General features: G+C 45.3%; 18 protein-coding genes, 1 tRNA gene and 1 other annotated feature. Of the genes, 15 read left to right on the top strand and 4 right to left on the bottom strand.

All coding sequences use genetic code 11. The features are described from left to right. Nucleotides 1-217 (top strand): hypothetical protein (locus NE665_RS05030; protein WP_256302468.1); only part of this gene is annotated, 217 nt, incomplete at its 5' end. A gap of 87 nt (nucleotides 218-304) precedes the next feature. Here NE665_RS05030 and NE665_RS05025 read toward each other — a convergent pair. After that, on the bottom strand, nucleotides 305-1,165 hold the full coding sequence (locus NE665_RS05025; protein WP_117442388.1) for an alpha/beta fold hydrolase: 861 nt from the start codon (nucleotides 1,163-1,165) through the stop codon (nucleotides 305-307). Nucleotides 1,166-1,259: 94 nt separating this feature from the next. Between NE665_RS05025 and NE665_RS05020 the strand changes: the two genes are divergently transcribed. From NE665_RS05020 to NE665_RS04980, 9 genes are all read left to right on the top strand, one after another. After that, nucleotides 1,260-2,000, top strand: a complete 741-nt coding sequence (locus tag NE665_RS05020; RefSeq protein ID WP_117442407.1) for an imidazolonepropionase — start codon at nucleotides 1,260-1,262, stop codon at nucleotides 1,998-2,000. Nucleotides 2,001-2,057: 57 nt separating this feature from the next. Next, on the top strand, nucleotides 2,058-2,522 hold the full coding sequence (locus NE665_RS05015; protein WP_002608622.1) for a DUF4352 domain-containing protein: 465 nt from the start codon (nucleotides 2,058-2,060) through the stop codon (nucleotides 2,520-2,522). Nucleotides 2,523-2,608: 86 nt separating this feature from the next. Continuing rightward, nucleotides 2,609-2,858, top strand: a binding site (T-box leader). A gap of 35 nt (nucleotides 2,859-2,893) precedes the next feature. Continuing rightward, complete coding sequence (locus NE665_RS05010) at nucleotides 2,894-3,928, top strand: methionine ABC transporter ATP-binding protein (RefSeq protein ID WP_117442406.1); 1,035 nt, start codon at nucleotides 2,894-2,896, stop codon at nucleotides 3,926-3,928. Beyond that, entirely contained in the window at nucleotides 3,922-4,602 is a 681-nt protein-coding gene (locus NE665_RS05005) for a methionine ABC transporter permease (RefSeq protein WP_117442387.1), read from the top strand. Before NE665_RS05010 ends, NE665_RS05005 begins: the two co-directional genes overlap by 7 nt. A 180-nt stretch (nucleotides 4,603-4,782) precedes the next feature. Then, the gene (locus NE665_RS05000; protein ID WP_117442386.1) at nucleotides 4,783-5,619 is read left to right on the top strand and encodes a MetQ/NlpA family ABC transporter substrate-binding protein; all 837 of its coding nucleotides are present in this window, start codon (nucleotides 4,783-4,785) and stop codon (nucleotides 5,617-5,619) included. Nucleotides 5,620-5,806: 187 nt separating this feature from the next. After that, entirely contained in the window at nucleotides 5,807-6,574 is a 768-nt protein-coding gene (locus tag NE665_RS04995) for a hypothetical protein (RefSeq protein WP_117442385.1), read from the top strand. A 41-nt stretch (nucleotides 6,575-6,615) separates the two neighbouring features. After that, entirely contained in the window at nucleotides 6,616-7,746 is a 1,131-nt protein-coding gene (locus NE665_RS04990; RefSeq protein ID WP_117442384.1) for an exonuclease SbcCD subunit D, read from the top strand. After that, nucleotides 7,736-10,765: an SMC family ATPase gene (locus NE665_RS04985; RefSeq protein WP_117442383.1), complete on the top strand. Its 3,030-nt coding sequence runs from the start codon at nucleotides 7,736-7,738 to the stop codon at nucleotides 10,763-10,765. The genes NE665_RS04990 and NE665_RS04985 overlap by 11 nt, the downstream gene beginning before the upstream one ends. Nucleotides 10,766-10,769: 4 nt before the next feature. Next, the gene (locus NE665_RS04980; protein ID WP_117442382.1) at nucleotides 10,770-11,495 is read left to right on the top strand and encodes an NAD-dependent protein deacylase; all 726 of its coding nucleotides are present in this window, start codon (nucleotides 10,770-10,772) and stop codon (nucleotides 11,493-11,495) included. A gap of 558 nt (nucleotides 11,496-12,053) precedes the next feature. On the opposite strand, the gene NE665_RS04975 is transcribed toward NE665_RS04980, so the two are convergent. From NE665_RS04975 to NE665_RS04965, 3 genes are all read right to left on the bottom strand, one after another. Then, nucleotides 12,054-13,652 (bottom strand): AarF/UbiB family protein, encoded by a 1,599-nt coding sequence (locus NE665_RS04975; protein WP_117442381.1) that lies wholly within the window; start codon nucleotides 13,650-13,652, stop codon nucleotides 12,054-12,056. Then, entirely contained in the window at nucleotides 13,636-13,938 is a 303-nt protein-coding gene (locus tag NE665_RS04970; protein ID WP_117442380.1) for a phasin family protein, read from the bottom strand. Before NE665_RS04970 ends, NE665_RS04975 begins: the two co-directional genes overlap by 17 nt. 245 nt (nucleotides 13,939-14,183) lie before the next feature. Continuing rightward, nucleotides 14,184-14,259: transfer RNA gene (locus tag NE665_RS04965), tRNA-His, on the bottom strand. Between the two features lie 118 nt (nucleotides 14,260-14,377). Between NE665_RS04965 and NE665_RS04960 the strand changes: the two genes are divergently transcribed. From NE665_RS04960 to NE665_RS04940, 5 genes are all read left to right on the top strand, one after another. Continuing rightward, nucleotides 14,378-15,223: a DegV family protein gene (locus NE665_RS04960; protein WP_117442379.1), complete on the top strand. Its 846-nt coding sequence runs from the start codon at nucleotides 14,378-14,380 to the stop codon at nucleotides 15,221-15,223. A 42-nt stretch (nucleotides 15,224-15,265) separates the two neighbouring features. Beyond that, nucleotides 15,266-16,012 (top strand): hypothetical protein, encoded by a 747-nt coding sequence (locus NE665_RS04955; protein ID WP_117442405.1) that lies wholly within the window; start codon nucleotides 15,266-15,268, stop codon nucleotides 16,010-16,012. A 351-nt stretch (nucleotides 16,013-16,363) separates the two neighbouring features. Continuing rightward, nucleotides 16,364-17,215 carry a tyrosine-type recombinase/integrase gene (locus tag NE665_RS04950; RefSeq protein ID WP_117442378.1) on the top strand — a complete coding sequence of 284 codons (852 nt, stop codon included), beginning with the start codon at nucleotides 16,364-16,366 and terminating at the stop codon, nucleotides 17,213-17,215. A gap of 668 nt (nucleotides 17,216-17,883) precedes the next feature. After that, nucleotides 17,884-18,723: a LytTR family DNA-binding domain-containing protein gene (locus NE665_RS04945; RefSeq protein ID WP_117442377.1), complete on the top strand. Its 840-nt coding sequence runs from the start codon at nucleotides 17,884-17,886 to the stop codon at nucleotides 18,721-18,723. Further along, complete coding sequence (locus tag NE665_RS04940; protein ID WP_117442376.1) at nucleotides 18,701-18,883, top strand: hypothetical protein; 183 nt, start codon at nucleotides 18,701-18,703, stop codon at nucleotides 18,881-18,883. Before NE665_RS04945 ends, NE665_RS04940 begins: the two co-directional genes overlap by 23 nt. Nucleotides 18,884-18,901: the final 18 nt, after the last annotated feature.

Genomic DNA, 18,901 nt, shown 5'->3' with positions numbered 1-18,901 from the left:
TGACACAAATCCACATTCACAATTACACATTTTATCACAACCTGAAGTGATACCAAATAATTCAGGTGGAAAGGAGAACTGGTATATTAAATTTATTACTCATTATATGAGTAACTTAAATATACCAAGGAGTGTTTTCTCACCGCTTAGGAAGCAGTGGCTAATAACACTCCTTTTGTATGCAGGCAGAAGCGCAAAAACCCCTATCTGCCTGTGATATCTGTATTGTGTCATGGAAGGAATAGCGAAGGAGCCAACGTCTTAACAACCCTGATGCAGGCTGTACGTTTGCACCGCCACGTGCTTAGCAGTTGTCGGTATTCTGTTTTTCAGCATCTTCATGAAGAGGGTTCGATACCGGCTCCTGCGGCTGTTTTTCACGCTCTCTGCGTTTTTTCTCCTCCAGTAAAAGTGGCATGATATCCTCTGCCATGACCGGTTCGTTATCCGGTAGAAGGACGCCCTCGAAAAACATTCTCATATTTTGATAGCATGTCCAGCTGACCTTGTCATCCATCAGCAGCCGGTGGTGCCCTTCGTGCAGCAGAATCAGCTTTTTACGGCTGTGCGCAATCTTATTATAAGCCCACAGAGAGCTTTTTACGGAAATGACCTCATCCATATCCCCATGTATCATAAAGACGGGACACTCCACAAAGCCGATATATTTCTTCAGGTTTTTTACCAGCTCTGTAAAGGCGCCGTAAAAGGCACGCGGAAGCTGGATTTCCTCTTTCTTTTCATTTCCCATGAGCGAGGATGCAGATTTTGTCAGGACGCCGGTAATCATATCAACATTCATATAGCTGAATGCGGGAGCCAGTAATAGCAGGCGCTTCACCGGGCATACAACAGCCAGATAGGAAGCAATCACACCACCCATCGAAAATCCCGCAAGATAGATGTCTCTGCCGCTGTCTCTATAAGAATCTACGACCTCCTTCGCTCTGGAGACCCATTGCATCCAGTCGTGATCCTGCTCATCAAACAGATCATACATGTCAAATTGTACGATATCAAAGCCGTCCTGTTTTCCCCAGGCGGCGAAATTATCAAATTCATGTTTGCGTCTTCTGCCATAGCCGTGTATCGTGATAATTACAGGCTTTTGTACGGCAGATGGCAGCTCTTCTTTTTTTAACAGATGTTTCAGCCAATCCAGCATAATTTTCACCCTTTCTGTTTCAATTATACCATAATTCTTTTCCCATCCGGCGCTTTTTGACGTATAATAAGAGAAGCCACTGTGAGGGATGTATGTGAAGAAACAAGCAACACTGTTAATCATAAATCTGGAAAAGATCTATACGATGGACTCAGTCAACAAGCATCCGCTTGTTTTTCAGCATGCCTTTATCGCCATCCACCATGAGCGGATCCTGGCGGTCGGATGCGGCAGCTGGCAGGAATATGCCGATAAGGATACCCGGATTCTGGATGGCAGAGGGCATATTGCGGTTCCTGGATTTATTGAGGTAGCGGCCCAGCTGAGCGCAGCCTCAACACGCGATGGTTTGCGCAGACAGCTGGAGGAGGGAATGGCGTATATGCGAAACGGTACGCTGACACTTGCCTGCGGAGGTGGTGGTGCACCATCCCTTTGTGAGCAGCCCTGCTTTGAGATTCTTGATGCAGCTGCTGATGGCATAGCGGTTCTTTATCCGTATGCAGATCTTTTTCGGAAAAGCAGCAGGCGCATGCACCGCTTTTGTATCAGTGCTGCCGGCAAGTATGCGATTCAGGATCAGCTGCGTGCGGCACAGCTGTTGGGGATGGCAGAGGTCTATGATGCATGGACGCTGCTGCAGGCACTGACTGTATGGCCTGCAAGAGCTCTGCATTGCAGCGGGCTAGGACATATCCGGCGAAATGCACAGGCGGATATTCTATTGTTTGCTTACGAGGATATTCATGCACTCTTTCATACGCTGGGCAGCCAGCACCTGACACAAGTCATAAAAAAAGGCATTCGTGTATTTCCAAATATTCTTATTTCATGAGGAAATTCGACAGTTTTCCATACTCCTATCATATAGTATGGTAGAGAGGTGAAAACAATGGAAATCATTCAACATGAACAACAGAAACATAATATTCTTCTGACGTCGGATTATTGTCCGAATCAGGCGATGATCAATGAATTTCAGACCATTTTTTTTACATGCAAGCTGCAGCGGATCGAGCTGTGTGAAAAGGAGCTGAAGGATTTTATCGTCGATGACGGTGCCCGATTTCTCATGCTGCATGTAACGATACGAAATATAACCAATGAGATCCTAACCATGTATAAGGATGACTTCATGATTACCTTTGATAATGAGGGACCGTTTGAGGCTGAGGATAACTTTGGAATCCGTAATCAGCTGCCGGATGAATATGCACTGAAGCCGCAGGAGGAAATCAGCGGCTGTCTGGTATTTATCATTTCATCCTCCGCGAAGAAAATCATGCTGAGCTACACGGAATATTTTGATGATGAAAGTGAAGGAAAGACCTATAAGCTGAAATATAAAATCGGCTGATTTACAGGAAAAAGTTTCATAAAAAGAAAAAAAGAGAAAAAGACTTGACGATTTGATTAAAATAAAGTAACATAATGGGCAGATAAACAATGACGTAGAAAAGAAGAGTAGGCAGGTAGGCTTTTGCAGAGAGTTTCCGTTTGGTGAGAGGAAATAAAGAGGAACTGCTGAAAATGGTCTTGGAGTCGCGCAGTCGAACAAGGTAGGCTGCGACGTGTTCGCCCGTTACAGCGATAGGGTATAACTTTCCTTCAGGAAAGCGTACTTGATGAGGTTTTCACCGTGAGGTGGAAATAAACTTAGGTGGTAACACGAAATGCAGCTTTCGTCCTATGGGATGAAGGCTTTTTTATATGCAGGAGGAAGAGGACATGATCAGATTAGAGCATGTCAGTAAAACATTCGACAGCAAGGCGGGCAATGTACATGCCGTGCAGGATGTTACACTGACGATACAGGATAAGGAAATCTATGGGATTATCGGCTTTAGCGGTGCCGGAAAATCAACACTGGTGCGCTGCATCAATCTGTTGGAGCGCCCGAGCAGGGGAGCAGTCGTGATTGATGAACAGGATATCACGAAAATGAAGGATAAGGAATTAAGAGCTATGCGCAAGAAAATCGGAATGATTTTTCAGCATTTCAATCTGATGCGCAGCCGTACAGTCTATCAGAATATCGCGTTTCCATTGAAGGGAAGCGGGTTGAGCAAGGCGGAGACGGATCAGAAAATACGCAGATTGCTGGAGCTGGTGGATCTTGGTGATAAGGTGGATGCCTATCCATCACAGCTCAGCGGAGGACAGAAGCAGCGTGTTGCTATTGCGCGTGCGCTGGCGAATGATCCCAAGGTGCTGCTGTGTGATGAAGCAACCAGTGCGCTGGATCCACAGACAACCAAAAGTATTTTGAAGCTGTTGAAAAAGGTAAACGAGGAGCTGGGCATCACCATTGTATTGATTACGCATGAAATGGCGGTAATCAAGGAAATCTGTGACCGTGTGGCGGTTATGGAAAACGGATATGTAGTGGAGGAGGGAAGCATCATTGATATCTTCTCAAAGCCGCAGGCAGAGGTAACACGCAATTTCATCGCTTCAACCAGCAATGCTCATCGTGTGCAGGAAATGCTCGATACCGGAGCCAGTGTAACAAGGCTGGAAAAGGGACAGCGCATGGTAAAGCTGAACTATGATTCCGTCAGCACCAGCAAGGCATTGATTTCGGAAATATCCAGAAAGTTTCTGGTGGATACCAATATCATTTTTGGAAATGTGGAGATTGTCAAGAATACACCGCTTGGTGATTTGATTGTCATTTTAAGCGGAGAAAACGCGCATATCGATCAGGCACTTGCCTATCTGAAGGAGCATGAAGTAGGCGTGGAGGTGATGAAATCATGCTAGAATTTTTGAATCGATTCATACCGAATATCATGGATAAGCTGCCGGATTTCTGGACAGCGATTCTGGAAACCTTCATCATGCTGGGCATCGTCGGAGTGATTTCCTTATTGATCGGCACCCTGTTCGGTGTCATTATGGTCGTGACGAAAAAGGAGGGCATACTGGAAAATGTGATTCTTTATTTCCTGATCGGAAAGGTCATTGATTTCTTCCGGGCGATTCCCTTTATCGTACTGATTTTTCTGATAGCACCAATGACGCGCGCTATCGTCGGAACGACCATCGGCTTAAAGGGGGCCATGCTTCCTCTGGCTGTAGGTGCCATCCCCTTTGTCGCAAGACAGATTGAAAGTGCGTTATCCGAAGTGGATAACGGATTGATTGAGGCGAGTCAGGCAATGGGCTGTTCTCCGCTGGAAATTATCTTCCGCGTATATCTGAAGGAAAGTGTACCGGGCATTATCCGCGCAACGACGATTACGCTGATTACGCTGATTGGCTATATTGCCATGGTAGGCGCTGTCGGTGGCGGTGGTCTGGGTGATTTCTGTATCCGTTATGGCTATAATTCCTTCCAGTTTGATGTTATTTATGTGAGTGTGGTCGTACTGCTGCTGATCACCTCACTCATTCAGGGAATCGGGAATTTTGCGATTCGCAAAACCACGCATTGATACAGTAAGGGAGGGACGTGTGTGAAGCACATGCTGAAGCAGAATTGCCGGATCTGTCGAATGTGCAGCTCACAGATTCGACACATATAAACCAAGAGCCGCATCCGCGTATGCAATGCAGAGCATATGCCGATACACAGGCTCCGCAATAAAACTATATAGAAAGATGAGGGAAAGAACATGAAATTAAAAACATTAGCAGTTGGGTTATGTACGATTGCACTGCTGGCAGGCTGTGGTGCAAAGGGCGATGATGCCAAGAGTGAAAAAGAGGATAAGACGATTCGCATCGGTGCGAGCGTAACGCCGCATGCGGAAATTCTGAAGCACGTAAAGCCGGCATTGGAAAAGAAGGGCTACAAGGTTGAAATCGAGGAATTCACAGATTATGTAAAACCGAATCAGGCACTGGTTGATGATGAGCTGGATGCGAATTTCTTCCAGCATAAGCCATATCTGGATGACTGGGCAAAGAAGGCAAATGTCTCTGACAAAATCACAAGTGTGTTTGCAGTGCATTTTGAACCGCTGGGAATTTATTCCGACAATCATTCATCATTGAAGGAGGTTGCTGACGGGCAGAAAATTTCCGTGCCGAATGATCCTACCAATGGTGGACGTGCGCTGAAGCTGCTTGCCGATAACGGTATTATCACTCTGAAAAAGGGCAAGGGTGTGGATGCGACGAAGCAGGATATCGAAGCATACAATAAAAAGGTTGAAATCATTGAAATGCAGGCAGAAACCTGTGCGACAAGTCTTCCGGATGTTGATTTTGCAGTTGTAAACGGAAACAATGCGTTGAATGCAAAAATCAGTGATAAGGTGCTGGTAACCGAATCCAAGGATAGTGAGGCTGCACAGACCTACGCCAATATCATAGCAGTGCAGACAGCACACAAGGATGATGAAAAAATCAAGGATTTGATTGCGGTATTGAATAGCGAGGATGTAAAGACATTCATCGAGGAGAAATACGACGGAATCGTTGTACCTCTGGTACCGGTAAACGGATAAAGGAATGGAGATATAGATGCGGATGATGATTCGTATTCTATATCTTTTTTATTTCCATGTCCGTTGATAAAAAGAATTTGTAAGTGTTTTCTTTGTGTAAAATGATGTGATTTTCCATGATTATGACAAAAATCAGTGGCTTTCTACTATGGAAAACAGTATAATAGAGAGTACATAAGGAGGGCATATGAAAAACATTAAGACATATCTGAAAAAGAACGGCTTCTTTGTTTTCTTGCTGACTGTCATACTGTTGATTATCATTGCCTTATCCGTCTATATCTTTGTAAATACGCAAGCGCAGCAGGAACCGGCAAAGCCGGCGGTGACAACGCCCGACCCTGCACCTGCAAAGACAACAGCGGAAATCACGCAGTTTGAGGGAGAGTATCGAAAGGATTTGCGATATATCGATGTCTCCTGGAGCTATGAAAAGCATACTTCCACAATCAGCAGTGTAGAATTGTACATCAACAATACGTATGTAGATAATGTATCGGACTACAGCAGCTATCAGATATCAAAGGATGCCTACAATTACGCAACCGGAGAAAATGTGCTGCGTCTGATTCTGAATTTATCAAATGGAAAGACCGTAGAAAAAACGACCAAGGTTTTTGTCAATTATGTAGTCAGCATGGAGCAACGTGTAAAGCAGCTTGATCATGCTACCCAGATAATGCTGAACTATCAATATGATAAAGCACATCCTGTTGAAGTGCCGAGCATTTTCATAACGGATGCCAGCATTGTCAGCGGAGAAATCAAATATATCGGGACAAAGACCAAAACCAGGGATGGCAGTGTGTTTGCGGAAACGACCTATCAGATTAACTGGCCGGAAACAGTGGTCACCTATCAGCAGTTTGATGTCCGCTGGTCCTTTAAGGATATACAGTACAGTAAGGATTTTCAGGCAGAAAAAGGACAGGCAGTGGAAGGATCAGAGGAGTAGGGCAGAGGAATCTGCCCTGTTTTCAGGTAAGGAGGAATGGAATGAGAATATTACATACGGCCGACTGGCATCTGGGAATGGATTTATATAAGCTGTCGCTGCTGGAGGATCAGCGTTGGTTCAAGCAGCAGCTGAGGACGATTGTTGAGGAGGAAAGCATCGATGCACTGCTGGTGGCAGGAGATGTGTATGATACGCTTCTGGCCAGTAAAGAGGCTATCGAATTATACGATGATATCATGTATATGCTTTGCATGGAGCTAAAGAAAAAGGTGATTGTCATTGCCGGAAATCATGATTCAGCAACCCGTCTTGCATCCCTGTCAAGACTGCTGCAGGGAATGGGACTGCACATCATTGGCAGTCTGAAGGAAAAAGTAGAGGGAATTCGGTTGGATGATTGCATCATTTATCCGATTCCGTATTTTCATGTGGAGCAGGTAAGAACGGTATATCGAAGGGATGTGCAATCACAGGCTGAGGCTTTTTCCTGTATTTGTGAGGAGATTCTTTCTACGGCAGATCCAGCGTATCGTCATATCGCCATGGCGCATGCCTTTTTGGCAAATGCCGAGGTATGTGAAAGTGATCGGTTTGCGCAGGTAGGCGGAGCGGATCTGGTACCTTCCCATATATTTGACGGATTTTCCTATGTGGCGATGGGACATCTGCATCGCCGTCAGCATGCTGGCGGACGTGTATGGTATAGCGGATCCCCACTGCCGTATTCCTTTTCAGAGGCTGCGCAGCGCAAGGGCGTGCTGATTTATGACAGTCAGACGGATACCGTATCAAAACGGGATATCCTGCCCCTGCATCCCCTGCAGGTGCTGAAGGGAAGCTATGCGGAATTGAAGGATACAATGCTGCAGCAGGCAGTGTCCAATAACACATATGTAAAAATTGAAGTTACAGATTTACCGGTATCCTACGAAATGCTGGATTATTTCCGACAGGGCTATGAGAATCTTCTGCAGCTGAGTGGGAAAAGCATGGAGCAGGAGCAGACGAATATTACCATACGCCTGCAGGATTTAGAGACCATATCGGATTTGGATATCGTACAGCAGTTCTTTCAGGATTATTATGGTGAAACGCTGAGTGAAGCAGCAAAGCAGCTGTTTTTGCAGGCACAGAAACAGCAGGAGGGAGAGGAAATGTATGCGACCTGAGCGATTGAAGCTGCAGGCCTTCGGACCCTATGTGAAGCCGCAGTGCATCAATTTTCATGTGTTTGATGAACAGCATCTGTTCCTCATTCAGGGAGAGACGGGCAGTGGAAAGACAATGCTGCTCGATGCGATGACCTATGCGCTGTATGGGAAAAGCAGCGGTTCCCAGCGGGAGGATCTGTACAGTATGCGTTCCCGTTTTGCTGAGGCGCAGGATGCGACCATCGTTGATTTTCAATTTCAGCTGCATCAGCGTACCTATCGGTTCGTGCGAACGATCACGATGCGAAAGAAGCGGAATCAGGAGCTGACGCCACAGCTGAAAATTGATGCCGGAGAAATCGTGGACGGCGAGTTTGTGCCTTTCTTTGAAAACCCGAAGCTGAAAAACGTTGAAGAAAAGGCGGTGGAGCTGTTGGGGCTGAATTATGCGCAGTTCGTACAGGTTATGATCCTGCCGCAGGGGAAGTTTGAACAGCTGTTGACAAGCAAGAGTGAAGAAAAGCAGGAGATATTGAAAACGCTGTTTCAGATGGAGCGCTGGACCGGCATCAATCAGGTGCTCAGCGATACCATGAAGCAGCAGCGGGAGCAGCTGGATATGAAAAAGCAGCGTAGGGATGCCCTGCTGAGCGGGATAGATATGCAGAGTCCTGAGGAAATTACAGCGTGGCTGAAGCAGGCCGATGCCACGCGCAGAACACTGGAGCAGGATTTGAAGCAGAAGCAGCAGCTGCTGGAACAAAACAAGCAGGATACAGCACAGCAAAGGCTGAGAAGGGAACAGCTGACGCTTTTGCAGCAGGCACAGCAGACAGGGGAGCAGCTGCTGAAGCAGGAGGAAGAGATGAGGCAGCTGGCCGCTTTTCTGGAACGGCAGAAGGAACTGACAAAGGTGCTGCCACAATGGAATACGTTACAGCAATGCCGCAGTATATGGAAGCAGCGCGTCGACAATCGGCTGGCTGTTGCAAAGCAGCACAAGCATTTGCAGCAGCAGAAGCAGGAGGCTCCCCTGTGGCAGAAGCAGCTGCAGGAATACAGGGAGCAGGAGCAGCGCATGCAGCAGCAGCTGCATGAAGCAAGGGAGCTGCAACCGTTTGTTGAACAGCTGCAGCAGCTGCTTGTAAAGGAGCGTGACCTGGAGCAGAAGCAGGAAAACCAGCAGCGACAGCTGGAACAGAAGCAAGTGCAATGCGACAAGCTGAAAAGCGCGATCAAGCAGCTGCAAAACAGGATAGAGGAAACCCGGCAACAGCTGGATGGGCTGCAGGACATTGCGCAGCGCTTTGCAGTGTGGAAGCAGGCGGATTACCATGAACAGCAACGAATCCTGCTTTATGATAAGCTGAAGATGGAGGAAGCGAGAGAAAAAGCGCTGTTAGAGCAGGAAAAGACGCTGGCAAAGCAGCTGGAGCCATTGCAGAGGGCCTATGATGATGCAATGCGTGTCTACCTGAAAAATAGCGCGGCACAGCTTGCAGCATCGTTGCAGGAACACGAGCCCTGTCCTGTATGTGGAAGCACAACGCATCCAGCACTCGCTGAAGCAGAGGCGGCATATCAGGACGTAGTACAGCTACAGCAGCTGCAGGAGCAGCTGGATCAGGAAAAGGAAGCATATCAGGGTATCCAGAAGCAAAAGGAGCATGTGCATTTGTCCATACAAATGAGGAATGCATCTATGCAGGAGCATATGCAGGCTATACAGACGCTTTTGCAGCAGCCGTTTTCCCAGACAGAATTTTCTATGCTGCAGCAGAAGCAGCAATATGCAGAGCAGCAGAACAAAATCCTGCAGGAGCTTTTGCAGCAGCTGGAGCATCTACAGCAGGAGCAGCAGGAACAGGAGGCTGTATGGCAGCAGCTGCAGCAAAAACAGCAGGCGCTGCATACGGAGATTTTGCTGAACGATCAGCAGAAAGCCGTATTACAGGACAGCATCCCGCAGCAGCTGCGCAATACGCAAGCACTTATGGAGTATGTACAGCAGCTGCAGCAGGAGCATGCGCTTGCAGCCGCACAGGGGGCGAAGCAGGAAGCAAGGCTTCGACAGCTGGAAATCAATCTGGCGCAGCAGCAGCGGGATTGTGAGCACGCGCAAATAGAAGAACAGCAGGCACAGCAGGCATTGCAGGCGGCGGAGCTGTCCTGGCAGGCAGTGGCACAAAACAGCATTCAGGAAGAGGAAATGCAGCGCCTGCAGCAAAAGAATCTGCAAAAACGGGAACAGCAGCTGCAGGAATATGCACTGAAAAAGGAACAGCTGAAAACAAGGATACAGGATCTTCAGCAGCGCTGTGAAGCGATTCCTGAAAAGAATCTGGAGGAATTGCTCGCGCAGCAGGAGCAGCTGCAGCAGCAGGAGGAGCAGCTGCGTTTAAGGCTTGCGGACATCACGACGCATGAGACGATGTATGCGCAGGTGCAGGCCTCGATTCAACAAATACAGCAGGAGCTGGATCGCAAAGAGCCTGCCTTTGTGGAGCTGTCCCATTTTGTCAGGGCGATGCGTGGCGATAGCGGTATGGGAATTGAACGCTATGTGCTGGGCATCATGCTCGGCAGTATCACCCAGCAGGCCAATCAGCTGCTAAAGCTAGTGCACAATGGGCGCTATCAGATTTTCCGCAGTGATGAGGCGAGTGGCAGGACACGAAAATACGGTCTTGAGCTTTCCATTTATGACAGCTATACCTGCAATACCCGCAGTGTCGTTTCTCTGAGCGGCGGTGAAAAATTTTTGGTTTCGCTTGCACTGTCACTGGCATTATCTGCCGTTGTGCAGGCTAGAAACGGCGGTATTCAGCTGGATACCATGTTTATCGATGAGGGCTTTGGAACGCTCGATGAACACAGCATTGCAGATGCACTGGCCGTATTGCAGATTATGAGCAGCAGCCGCGGCTATGTCGGCATCATTTCCCATGTCGAATTGCTGAAGGAAAATATACCGGCCGGCATTCTTGTAAAGAAGAGCAGGACAGGCAGTCAAATACAGATTAGAAAGCAGGTGTAAGCATATGTATGATGAAGTAAAGGAAATACTGACACAGAGTGATCATATTGTCTTTTTCGGTGGTGCCGGTGTCAGTACGGAAAGCAATATTCCGGATTTTCGATCACAGAGCGGTATCTACAGTAAGAAGACCTATCCCTATCGTGCGGAAACGATGATCAGCAGCGACTTCTTTCATGAGCATCCAGAGCAGTTCTATGATTTCTATTTCCATGAAATGGTCTATGAGCAGGCACAGCCTAACGATGCGCATATGGCCTTGGCAAAGCTGGAAAGGATGGGAAAATTAAAGGCGGTTATTACACAGAACATCGACGGACTGCATCAGAAGGCGGGCAGTCATAAGGTTTTGGAGCTGCATGGCAGTATTCATCGCAACCACTGTCAGCGTTGTCACGCAGCCTATGATTTGCAGGCAATGCTGAAGCAGAAGGATCAGGTGCCGCGTTGTCCGATCTGTAACGGTATCCTCAAGCCGGACGTTGTATTGTATGGAGAAAGCCTTGACATGCATGTTATGGAGGAGGCAATCTCCTACCTTTCTCAGGCGGATGTTCTCATTGTGGGCGGAACCTCTCTGGTTGTTTATCCGGCAGCCGGATTGCTTCAGTATTTTCACGGACGAAAGCTGATTCTGATTAACAAAGAAGAGACAGCGATGGATCAAAGGGCTGATCTGGTTATTCACGATGCCATCGGAAGGGTTCTGAAAGAGGCTGTTTTGATATAAATAAAGATATATTCTAACATAGAATTCGTAATGGAGGACGGCATGGGAATGCAAAGGATCCTGACGATAATGCGTTTAAGTTCTCTTGTATTCTATGGACATTACAAGCAGTGGGCAGTGTCTGGTAACATACGGCTGCAGTCTTGACCGCTGCGTGATAAAGCATATAAAGAAAGCGTTGGAAGCTGTATCGGAAAATCAGGTAGGAGATAGAAGCAAAGGCAAGCAAATGCTACACGATTCCTATAGGAAATTGCTTTTCATTTATCGCACTGCAGTGGTTTTCTCAAATAGCAGAGGCAGCTGTATGCACGAGCAAAAAGCGCAGTATAGAAGCAAGACTTGTATACTACGTGTTTCAAGACAGCAGTCATGTACCATCAAAAAAGGCTGTCATAAGCATGGTTCCTTTTCATTCGGGGATTGATGAAGCAATAAAAAAAGAAAGAAGAAATAAGCTCCTCATAGTATAGGAATGTATTTCTTCTTTTTTGCGTTTCTATACTTGTACCTTACGGTAAGAAAGTACCTTTCCACGTGACGACTGTTTTTCAATGCTTATCGGCGCTTGTCCTTTAACACGGTATACAGCAGCCACATGCCTAGAAAGACAGCGGTCATATAACCGATAAAACCAATGGCAGGTATGCCGAGCACCTTGGGTGTCATATCGGTTGTACAAATCAGGGAGCTTGCCATGAGCAGACCGCAGGATACAATTCCGACAACAAGCTTATTGACCATGTGATTGATGGTTTTTAAGGGTACGCTGGAATCCATGATTTCCAGATTCAGCTTGATGCGTCCCTTGGTGACCATCCGCATGAGCTCACTGAACTGAATGGGGATATCCAGTGTGCGCTTTCCGGCCTCATAGAGCTTTTTTCCTGCATTGACGGCTTCCTTTTTGGCATCCAGCTTTTTGAATAAATGCTCACTGACATGGGCTGCCGCTATCTGAATGATATTTGTCTTTGGATCCAGCAGTGTCATTGTGCTTTCCATGGTCACAAGTCCTCTTGCCAGCATGCTGATGCCTTTGGGCATGGAAATACGGTGCTTATGTGCAATGGTAAAGACTTCCTGAATCGCTTCGCCCAGATTGATTTCGTTGAGATCCATATGGATATATTTCTTCATGAAGGTTTCCATATCATCATAAAACAGTGTGTAGTCAACCCGGCCGTCATGAACACCAAGCGTCAGAATGACATCGACCATCAGCTCGGTATCATTGCTTCCAATGGCCTGCACTGCCTTTTTCATAAGATCCTTGTCACTGCGCTGCAGTGTTCCCATCATACCAAAGTCTATCCAGATAATCTTTCCTTCCCGTATGCGTAGATTTCCCGGATGCGGATCCGCATGGAAAAAACCGTCATCCACGATCTGCTTGATGTAGTTCTCTGCCAGCTTGGAGGCGATTTCGCGATGATCATAGCCGCCTTCCTCCAGTGTTTTTCTATCATCGATTACGATGCCGTCAATGTATTCCATGACCAGCACCCGGCTTGTCGTGTAGGCCTGTTCAATCTGCGGTGCCCCGATATAGGTGATATCCTGATGATTGCGGGCAAATTCCATGGCAAAGCGCGCCTCATTCAGAAAATCCATTTCCTGCTTTGCGGTAAACCAGAATTCATCCATCACGATATTGATGTCGATGACGCTTCCCAGCACCTCACTCAGGCGCAGCAGCTTTCCAGCTCTTCGGATCAAAGAAATATCGCGTTCCATCATCTCATAGATATAGGGGCGCTGTACCTTGACAACGATTTCTCTTCCATCCAGCAGGGAGGCTTTATGCACCTGCGCAATGGATGCGGAGCCCAGCGGTATTCGCTCAAAGCTGGAGAATACCTCCTGCATGGGACAGCCGTATTCCTCCTCTATGACACGCTGTACCTCTTCAAAGGGGAGCGGTGCGACATTATCCCGCAGCTTTACTAGCTCCTTGCAATAGCGTTCACTGAACATGTCCTGCCGGCTTGCCATGATTTGTCCGATTTTGACGAAGGTAGGACCCAGATCTTCCAAAATTTCCCGAAATTTAACAGGGTCTACTCCCTTGGTGATGTGATGCTTTTTCAGAATCCCCAGAATCTGAGCAAGCCGGCGTTTACTGCTCAGCGTTTTCGCTTCATTCGGATTGCTCATTCTCCATGCCTTTTTCGAGTTCTTCAATACGGGCCTTTAACATTGCGAGATCGTCCTTGCTGACCTTTTCCAGATCCTTGCTGATTTGCCCCGTATCCGCCGGTGTTCTCAGCTTTTCTTTGAGATCGTGCTTCAGCTCCTCATTCAAAATTTTACCCTGTTCAACTGTTAATTCACCTTTTTTCACCAGAGCATCAATTACGTCCTTTGATTTTTCTGCGGTAGTGGCAACTGCCCCAATGCCTGCCAGCATAATTTTCTTAATATCTTCACTGATGGTATTCATAAAAAATGCCTCCTTTTATTTATATTTATTGTAACACGTTTTCTGTAAAAGTATGAATCTTTTCTGTGAAAAGAATTTCCATGTAGAGCTGTGATTCTGATACAGGACCATTTACAAGCTGACTGTTATATCCCATGCTTTCCCGTTTTGATTGTAGGCCCCTTATCGTAGGGGAACCCGCAATGTCAGCGGCTCACTTAGGAAATATAAAAAAAGAAGTCGAATGACTTCCTGTTTGTTTTCTATGGGGCGGCTGATGGGAATCGAACCCACGAATGACGGAGCCACAATCCGTTGTGTTAACCACTTCACCACAACCGCCATAGCGTTCCTGACTTTTATCAGGCGAGTTATATTATAGCCTATTCATTATGTTTTGTAAATACTTTTATTGAATTTTTTTGTAGAAATGTTATAATGCCTTTTAAGGAGTGATTCCATGAAAAAAATAGCATTGATGTGCGATTCCAGCGCAGATATCACCAAAGAAGAGGCTGAAAAGCTTGGGATACATGTTTTACGAATGCCCATTACCATAAATGGAAAAGAGTTTATCGAGGAAGAAACAATTTCTGATCAGGACATTATCGAAGCACTTGGTCAGAACAAAAGTGTTAAAACAGCACAGCCGATTATCGGTAATATGACCCGTATGTGGGATGCGCTGCTGGAAAGCTACGATGAAGTATTTTACATACCGCTGACGAAGGCGTTGTCCGGCACCTGCCGCGTTGCTATGGGAATAGCGGATCAAGCGCCATATCAAAATCGCGTGTTTGTTTTGAATTCTGATTTCGTGTGCTATCCGGTTGTTCATATGCTGTTAACCGCTCGCGATATGTTTGAAAAGGGATATACGTGTGCACAGGCAAAAGAAAAGATTGAGCAGGAGGGAGAGCTGTTTGCAATCCTGATTCCGGAAACGCTGACCGCATTAAAAAACGGCGGACGTATTTCTCCGGCTGCAGCCGCGCTGGCAGGTCTGTTAAAGATACAGCCGCTGCTGAAGGTAGAGCATGGGGCAATCGATCTGGTCGATAAGGTACGCACGCTGAAAAAAGCTTATAAGGAAGGCATCGAGGTTGTTTTAAAGGATATCGATCCTGAGGAATATGACTGGATGATTATTGATGCCTATAATCGAACGGTCAGTGATGAGCTAAAGGCAGCACTGCAGGAGGCTTGTGGAAGACCGGTTGAACAGCGTATTTTCAAGTCTGTCATCATGTCACATACCGGACCGGGAACCATCGGCTTTGGGAGAATCAAAAAAATTCGTTATTAGAACTCAGGAGGACTGAGTTTTTTCATGAAAAGGAGTGTATGTATGGATGGACATATCATATTAAAGGGGCGTTATCAAAAGGCTGTGCTGGATGCTTTTGTAAGGCAGGCGCAGAAGGCAAAGCAATCGGAGCTGGTAATTCTGGAGCCTTCCAGTATGTTTCTTGAGTGTGCTTCCTTATATAAAGAGGTTAGGGCGACATATCCCTGTCAGCAGACATGGTATCAGGCACAGAATATCTGTTCCATCACTGCCTATCATGCATTTATTGATGCAATGCGCAGGGAATCGTTTCCAATCTCTGTGAAATTCGGTATCTGTGCCGATTATTTTACACAGCATGAAGCATTGCTGGCGCAGATGAAGGCAGCCTATTCTTATGATTGCTTTGTAGGCTGTATTCGCTTTATTGACAATATCGCATATTCCTGGGATCCGCAGTCAAAGGAAATGCTCTGGAACAAATACAACGCGGCTTTTCTGTACCGGCGCTATTATGAAATGATGTACGCATTGATTACCTCTCGTTTATTTGACGGTGTGAGCGGCTTTGATAATATTCATCATATGCAGATAAAACCAGGGTATTCTCTGCAGCATACCTATAACAAGCTGGCGATGCTGTTGGCCCTGCAGCATATGTATGTGGAGGATGATGCAAGGGAAGTGCTCACGATACAGGGAAGCAGGGGAAGACTGAGTGAGGAATTTCGTGAAATATGCATGGCAAAGCATATTCGTATCGTTCCCTGCAGTTATGCGGAAATACCCGAGAAAATGTGTTTCTGATTTTGAAGATACCGGCAGCTCATGCTGCTTTTTTTATATAGTTTGTTGTATCGAGGTGATAAGGGAAATATTATCAAAAAAATATACAACCCTTTGAAAAGTATGACAGGATAGCATGTAGAGGTTTAGTTTATCTTTATCTTTTCAAACAATGATATAAACGTTCAAACAAGATTTCTATTAGGAAAGCTGAATTCATTCGCCACTTCAAAGGAATTATTATTATGTCTTTATAAATATTAGTATGTTTTTTCTAAAAATTAAATTATGAAAACCATATATTACCAATGAAAACTGCTAAGGCAACATGATATGATAAGAAAATAATGTAAAAGAAGGAGATCATGCGTGATGAAAAAGGCAATATTGGATATGAACATCATGGGGAAATACAGAAAGTATTTATACGGGGAAGAGCGTAGTGAGGCAACGATAAGCAAGTATATGAGAGATATCAAGCATTTCTATGAATATCTTCCAGAAAATAAGATCATCACAAAAGAGAATCTTATCGCCTACAAGCAAAGCTTATCAGATGCCTATAAGGTGACCAGTATCAACAGTATGCTGGTCTCCATCAATGGCTTACTTTCCTTTATGAAGCTTGATACACTAAAGTTGAAGCTGCATAAGGTTCAAAGAAAAGTATTCAGTTCAGAAGATAGGGAGCTTAGTAAGGCAGAATATAAACGCTTGCTTGATGCTGCTATGAAGCACAACAATAAGAGATTATTCATGCTCATCCAGACAATCTGCGGAACAGGGATCCGTGTTTCTGAACATAAATATATCACAGTGGAAAGCTTGAAAGCAGGTCAGGCCATGGTGAACAATAAGGGGAAAAGCAGAACCATCTTTATCAATAAGAAGCTGAAGAGAATGTTGTTGAATTATTGTAAAGAGGAGAATATCACGAGTGGTCCGATCTTCATCACAAAAAGTGGGAAGCCAATGGATCGTAGCAATATCTGGTCAGCGATGAAGAAACTATGTGTAGATGCAAAGGTAGATCGCAAGAAGGTCTTCCCACATAATTTGCGACATCTGTTTGCATTGACGTATTATGGATTATACAAGGATGTAGTCAGACTGGCAGATATTCTAGGACATACCAGTATAGAGACAACAAGAGTATATACGATCACAAGTGGACAGGAATGTCAGAAATCACTGATGAAAATGGATCTGGTGCAATCGTATTGACAAAAAAATGATGATATAAGTAAGGCAGGTATACGATCGGTATGATAAAAATACCACATAATATGGATTATGTGGTAACGCTATATAATATCCTGAAATTCATGTTGATTCTGATTGCTCATAACATCAATATAATGCGATAAATAAGGCGTTTTCAAGAGTTTTGTCTTTTTGATTTTGCCATTCTGTTTGACTGTAAAATCTCATTTCAATCACATTCTAACAGTTAAATTTTACAATAGCAATGGATTTTCGTGAACTGTTCTTCACGGGAGTGAATTGTAACAAAACTTAACTTTTACAGAAAATAAAAAAATTACATAGTAAAAATAGAATTTTGATAATTCCTCAAAAAAACACGAAATACACGGTACTTTATCACCCTATTTATACCTTCCAGCAAGCCAATTCAGATTGACTTTTTTTTACGTGTCTTTTAAAAGTCACACAATCCCAGATCAGATTCCATGCTTGAAAATCATCAGTACCACATAATCCATATTATGTCGTATACATCCCATCGATATCTGATGAAAGAGAGAGTGTAAGAAATTGGGAACAGCTGGAAGCGTAGTTGAAGTGAAAAGAATAGATGAAATGAAAGTAAGGTTCGATCCCATGGCGCATATGGGAAGCAAGCTTATTGCTTTTATCATGGAGGGGACAGCGTGCTGAAAAAGAAGACAGAAGAATGTATAGCTCTGACAGATAAGATCATGACAGAGCATTACCGTGGCAATGATGATCTCCTGCATACGTATATAGGAGAGAATTGCTTGTGGATAGGATCCTGTGATAGTGAGTACTATGCAGGAAGAACCAAGATCTTAGAGGTCTTGGATGAATGGCTGGGAGATCTTCCGTTGATCACTCTTTTCTCAAAATCATTTGAATGTGTCACACAGGATCGAAACAGCTGTACGATCGTCGGACAGTATGTAGGCGCAACTGATGAATCGAGTGGAGAGATCTTTAGTGATAAGCAAAGGGTCACCTTCTGCTGGAAGGAACAGAAGGAAGGATTGCGGATCGAGCATATGCATATATCGAATCCTTTGAAGAATCTGCAGGAAGAGGAAGTGTTTCCACATGCTGTCGGTAAGTATACCAGGCATTACATGCAGATGCTAATCGAAAAGGAGATCGAAAGCATGGGAAGCATCTGTGTAAGGGACAAGGCGAATATCAGTCACAAGATCCTCATCGGAGAGATCATCTATCTGGAGGCATTCAATAAAGAGACTGTGATCCATACGACACACGGAGATATCTATGCGAAGCTGCAGATGGCGATGGTGGAGACCATCATCAGCGATGAGCAGCCGGAGCTCGTCGTGCGTGTACATAAGAGCTTTTGTGCAAGCCGGTATTATATAGAGAGTATCTGCCGGTATGAATTGAGATTGTATGGGGGACATACGATACCGGTTTCAAGAAGCGGCTATCCAAAGATAAAGGAGCAGCTTCGACTGAAGGAGGCGTACTATGACAGAGGAAACGATGAATAAAGGATATACACATATGGACTATCGGAAAGCGAAGATCATACATCTCGTCGATGGTTCACAGGAGGAGCATTTCATATACAAAGGAAAACCGATCACGAAAGAAGAAGCAGATGTGATCGTCGATACCTATCTGCTTGACAGCGGAAGAAAGTTTAAATAAAAGCTTTGCGCATTCAAA

Origin of the sequence: Clostridium sp. DFI.1.208, assembly GCF_024463855.1 — a bacterium.
GTDB lineage: Bacteria > Bacillota_I > Bacilli_A > Erysipelotrichales > Erysipelotrichaceae > Clostridium_AQ.
This window is presented reverse-complemented; position numbering and strand designations above follow the sequence as displayed.

Bases quoted from the DNA above. Each gene is read 5' to 3' on its own strand.
- NE665_RS04960 (WP_117442379.1), top strand. From the start codon at position 14,378: ATGAAAAAAATAGCATTGATGTGCGATTCCAGCGCAGATATCACCAAA.
- NE665_RS05005 (WP_117442387.1), top strand. From the start codon at position 3,922: ATGCTAGAATTTTTGAATCGATTCATACCGAATATCATGGATAAGCTG.
- NE665_RS04995 (WP_117442385.1), top strand. From the start codon at position 5,807: ATGAAAAACATTAAGACATATCTGAAAAAGAACGGCTTCTTTGTTTTC.
- NE665_RS04980 (WP_117442382.1), top strand. From the start codon at position 10,770: ATGTATGATGAAGTAAAGGAAATACTGACACAGAGTGATCATATTGTC.
- NE665_RS04950 (WP_117442378.1), top strand. From the start codon at position 16,364: ATGAAAAAGGCAATATTGGATATGAACATCATGGGGAAATACAGAAAG.
- NE665_RS04970 (WP_117442380.1), bottom strand. From the start codon at position 13,938: ATGAATACCATCAGTGAAGATATTAAGAAAATTATGCTGGCAGGCATT.
- NE665_RS04985 (WP_117442383.1), top strand. From the start codon at position 7,736: ATGCGACCTGAGCGATTGAAGCTGCAGGCCTTCGGACCCTATGTGAAG.
- NE665_RS04940 (WP_117442376.1), top strand. From the start codon at position 18,701: ATGACAGAGGAAACGATGAATAAAGGATATACACATATGGACTATCGG.
- NE665_RS04975 (WP_117442381.1), bottom strand. From the start codon at position 13,652: ATGAGCAATCCGAATGAAGCGAAAACGCTGAGCAGTAAACGCCGGCTT.
- NE665_RS05015 (WP_002608622.1), top strand. From the start codon at position 2,058: ATGGAAATCATTCAACATGAACAACAGAAACATAATATTCTTCTGACG.
- NE665_RS05025 (WP_117442388.1), bottom strand. From the start codon at position 1,165: ATGCTGGATTGGCTGAAACATCTGTTAAAAAAAGAAGAGCTGCCATCT.
- NE665_RS05000 (WP_117442386.1), top strand. From the start codon at position 4,783: ATGAAATTAAAAACATTAGCAGTTGGGTTATGTACGATTGCACTGCTG.
- NE665_RS04955 (WP_117442405.1), top strand. From the start codon at position 15,266: ATGGATGGACATATCATATTAAAGGGGCGTTATCAAAAGGCTGTGCTG.
- NE665_RS04990 (WP_117442384.1), top strand. From the start codon at position 6,616: ATGAGAATATTACATACGGCCGACTGGCATCTGGGAATGGATTTATAT.
- NE665_RS05010 (WP_117442406.1), top strand. From the start codon at position 2,894: ATGATCAGATTAGAGCATGTCAGTAAAACATTCGACAGCAAGGCGGGC.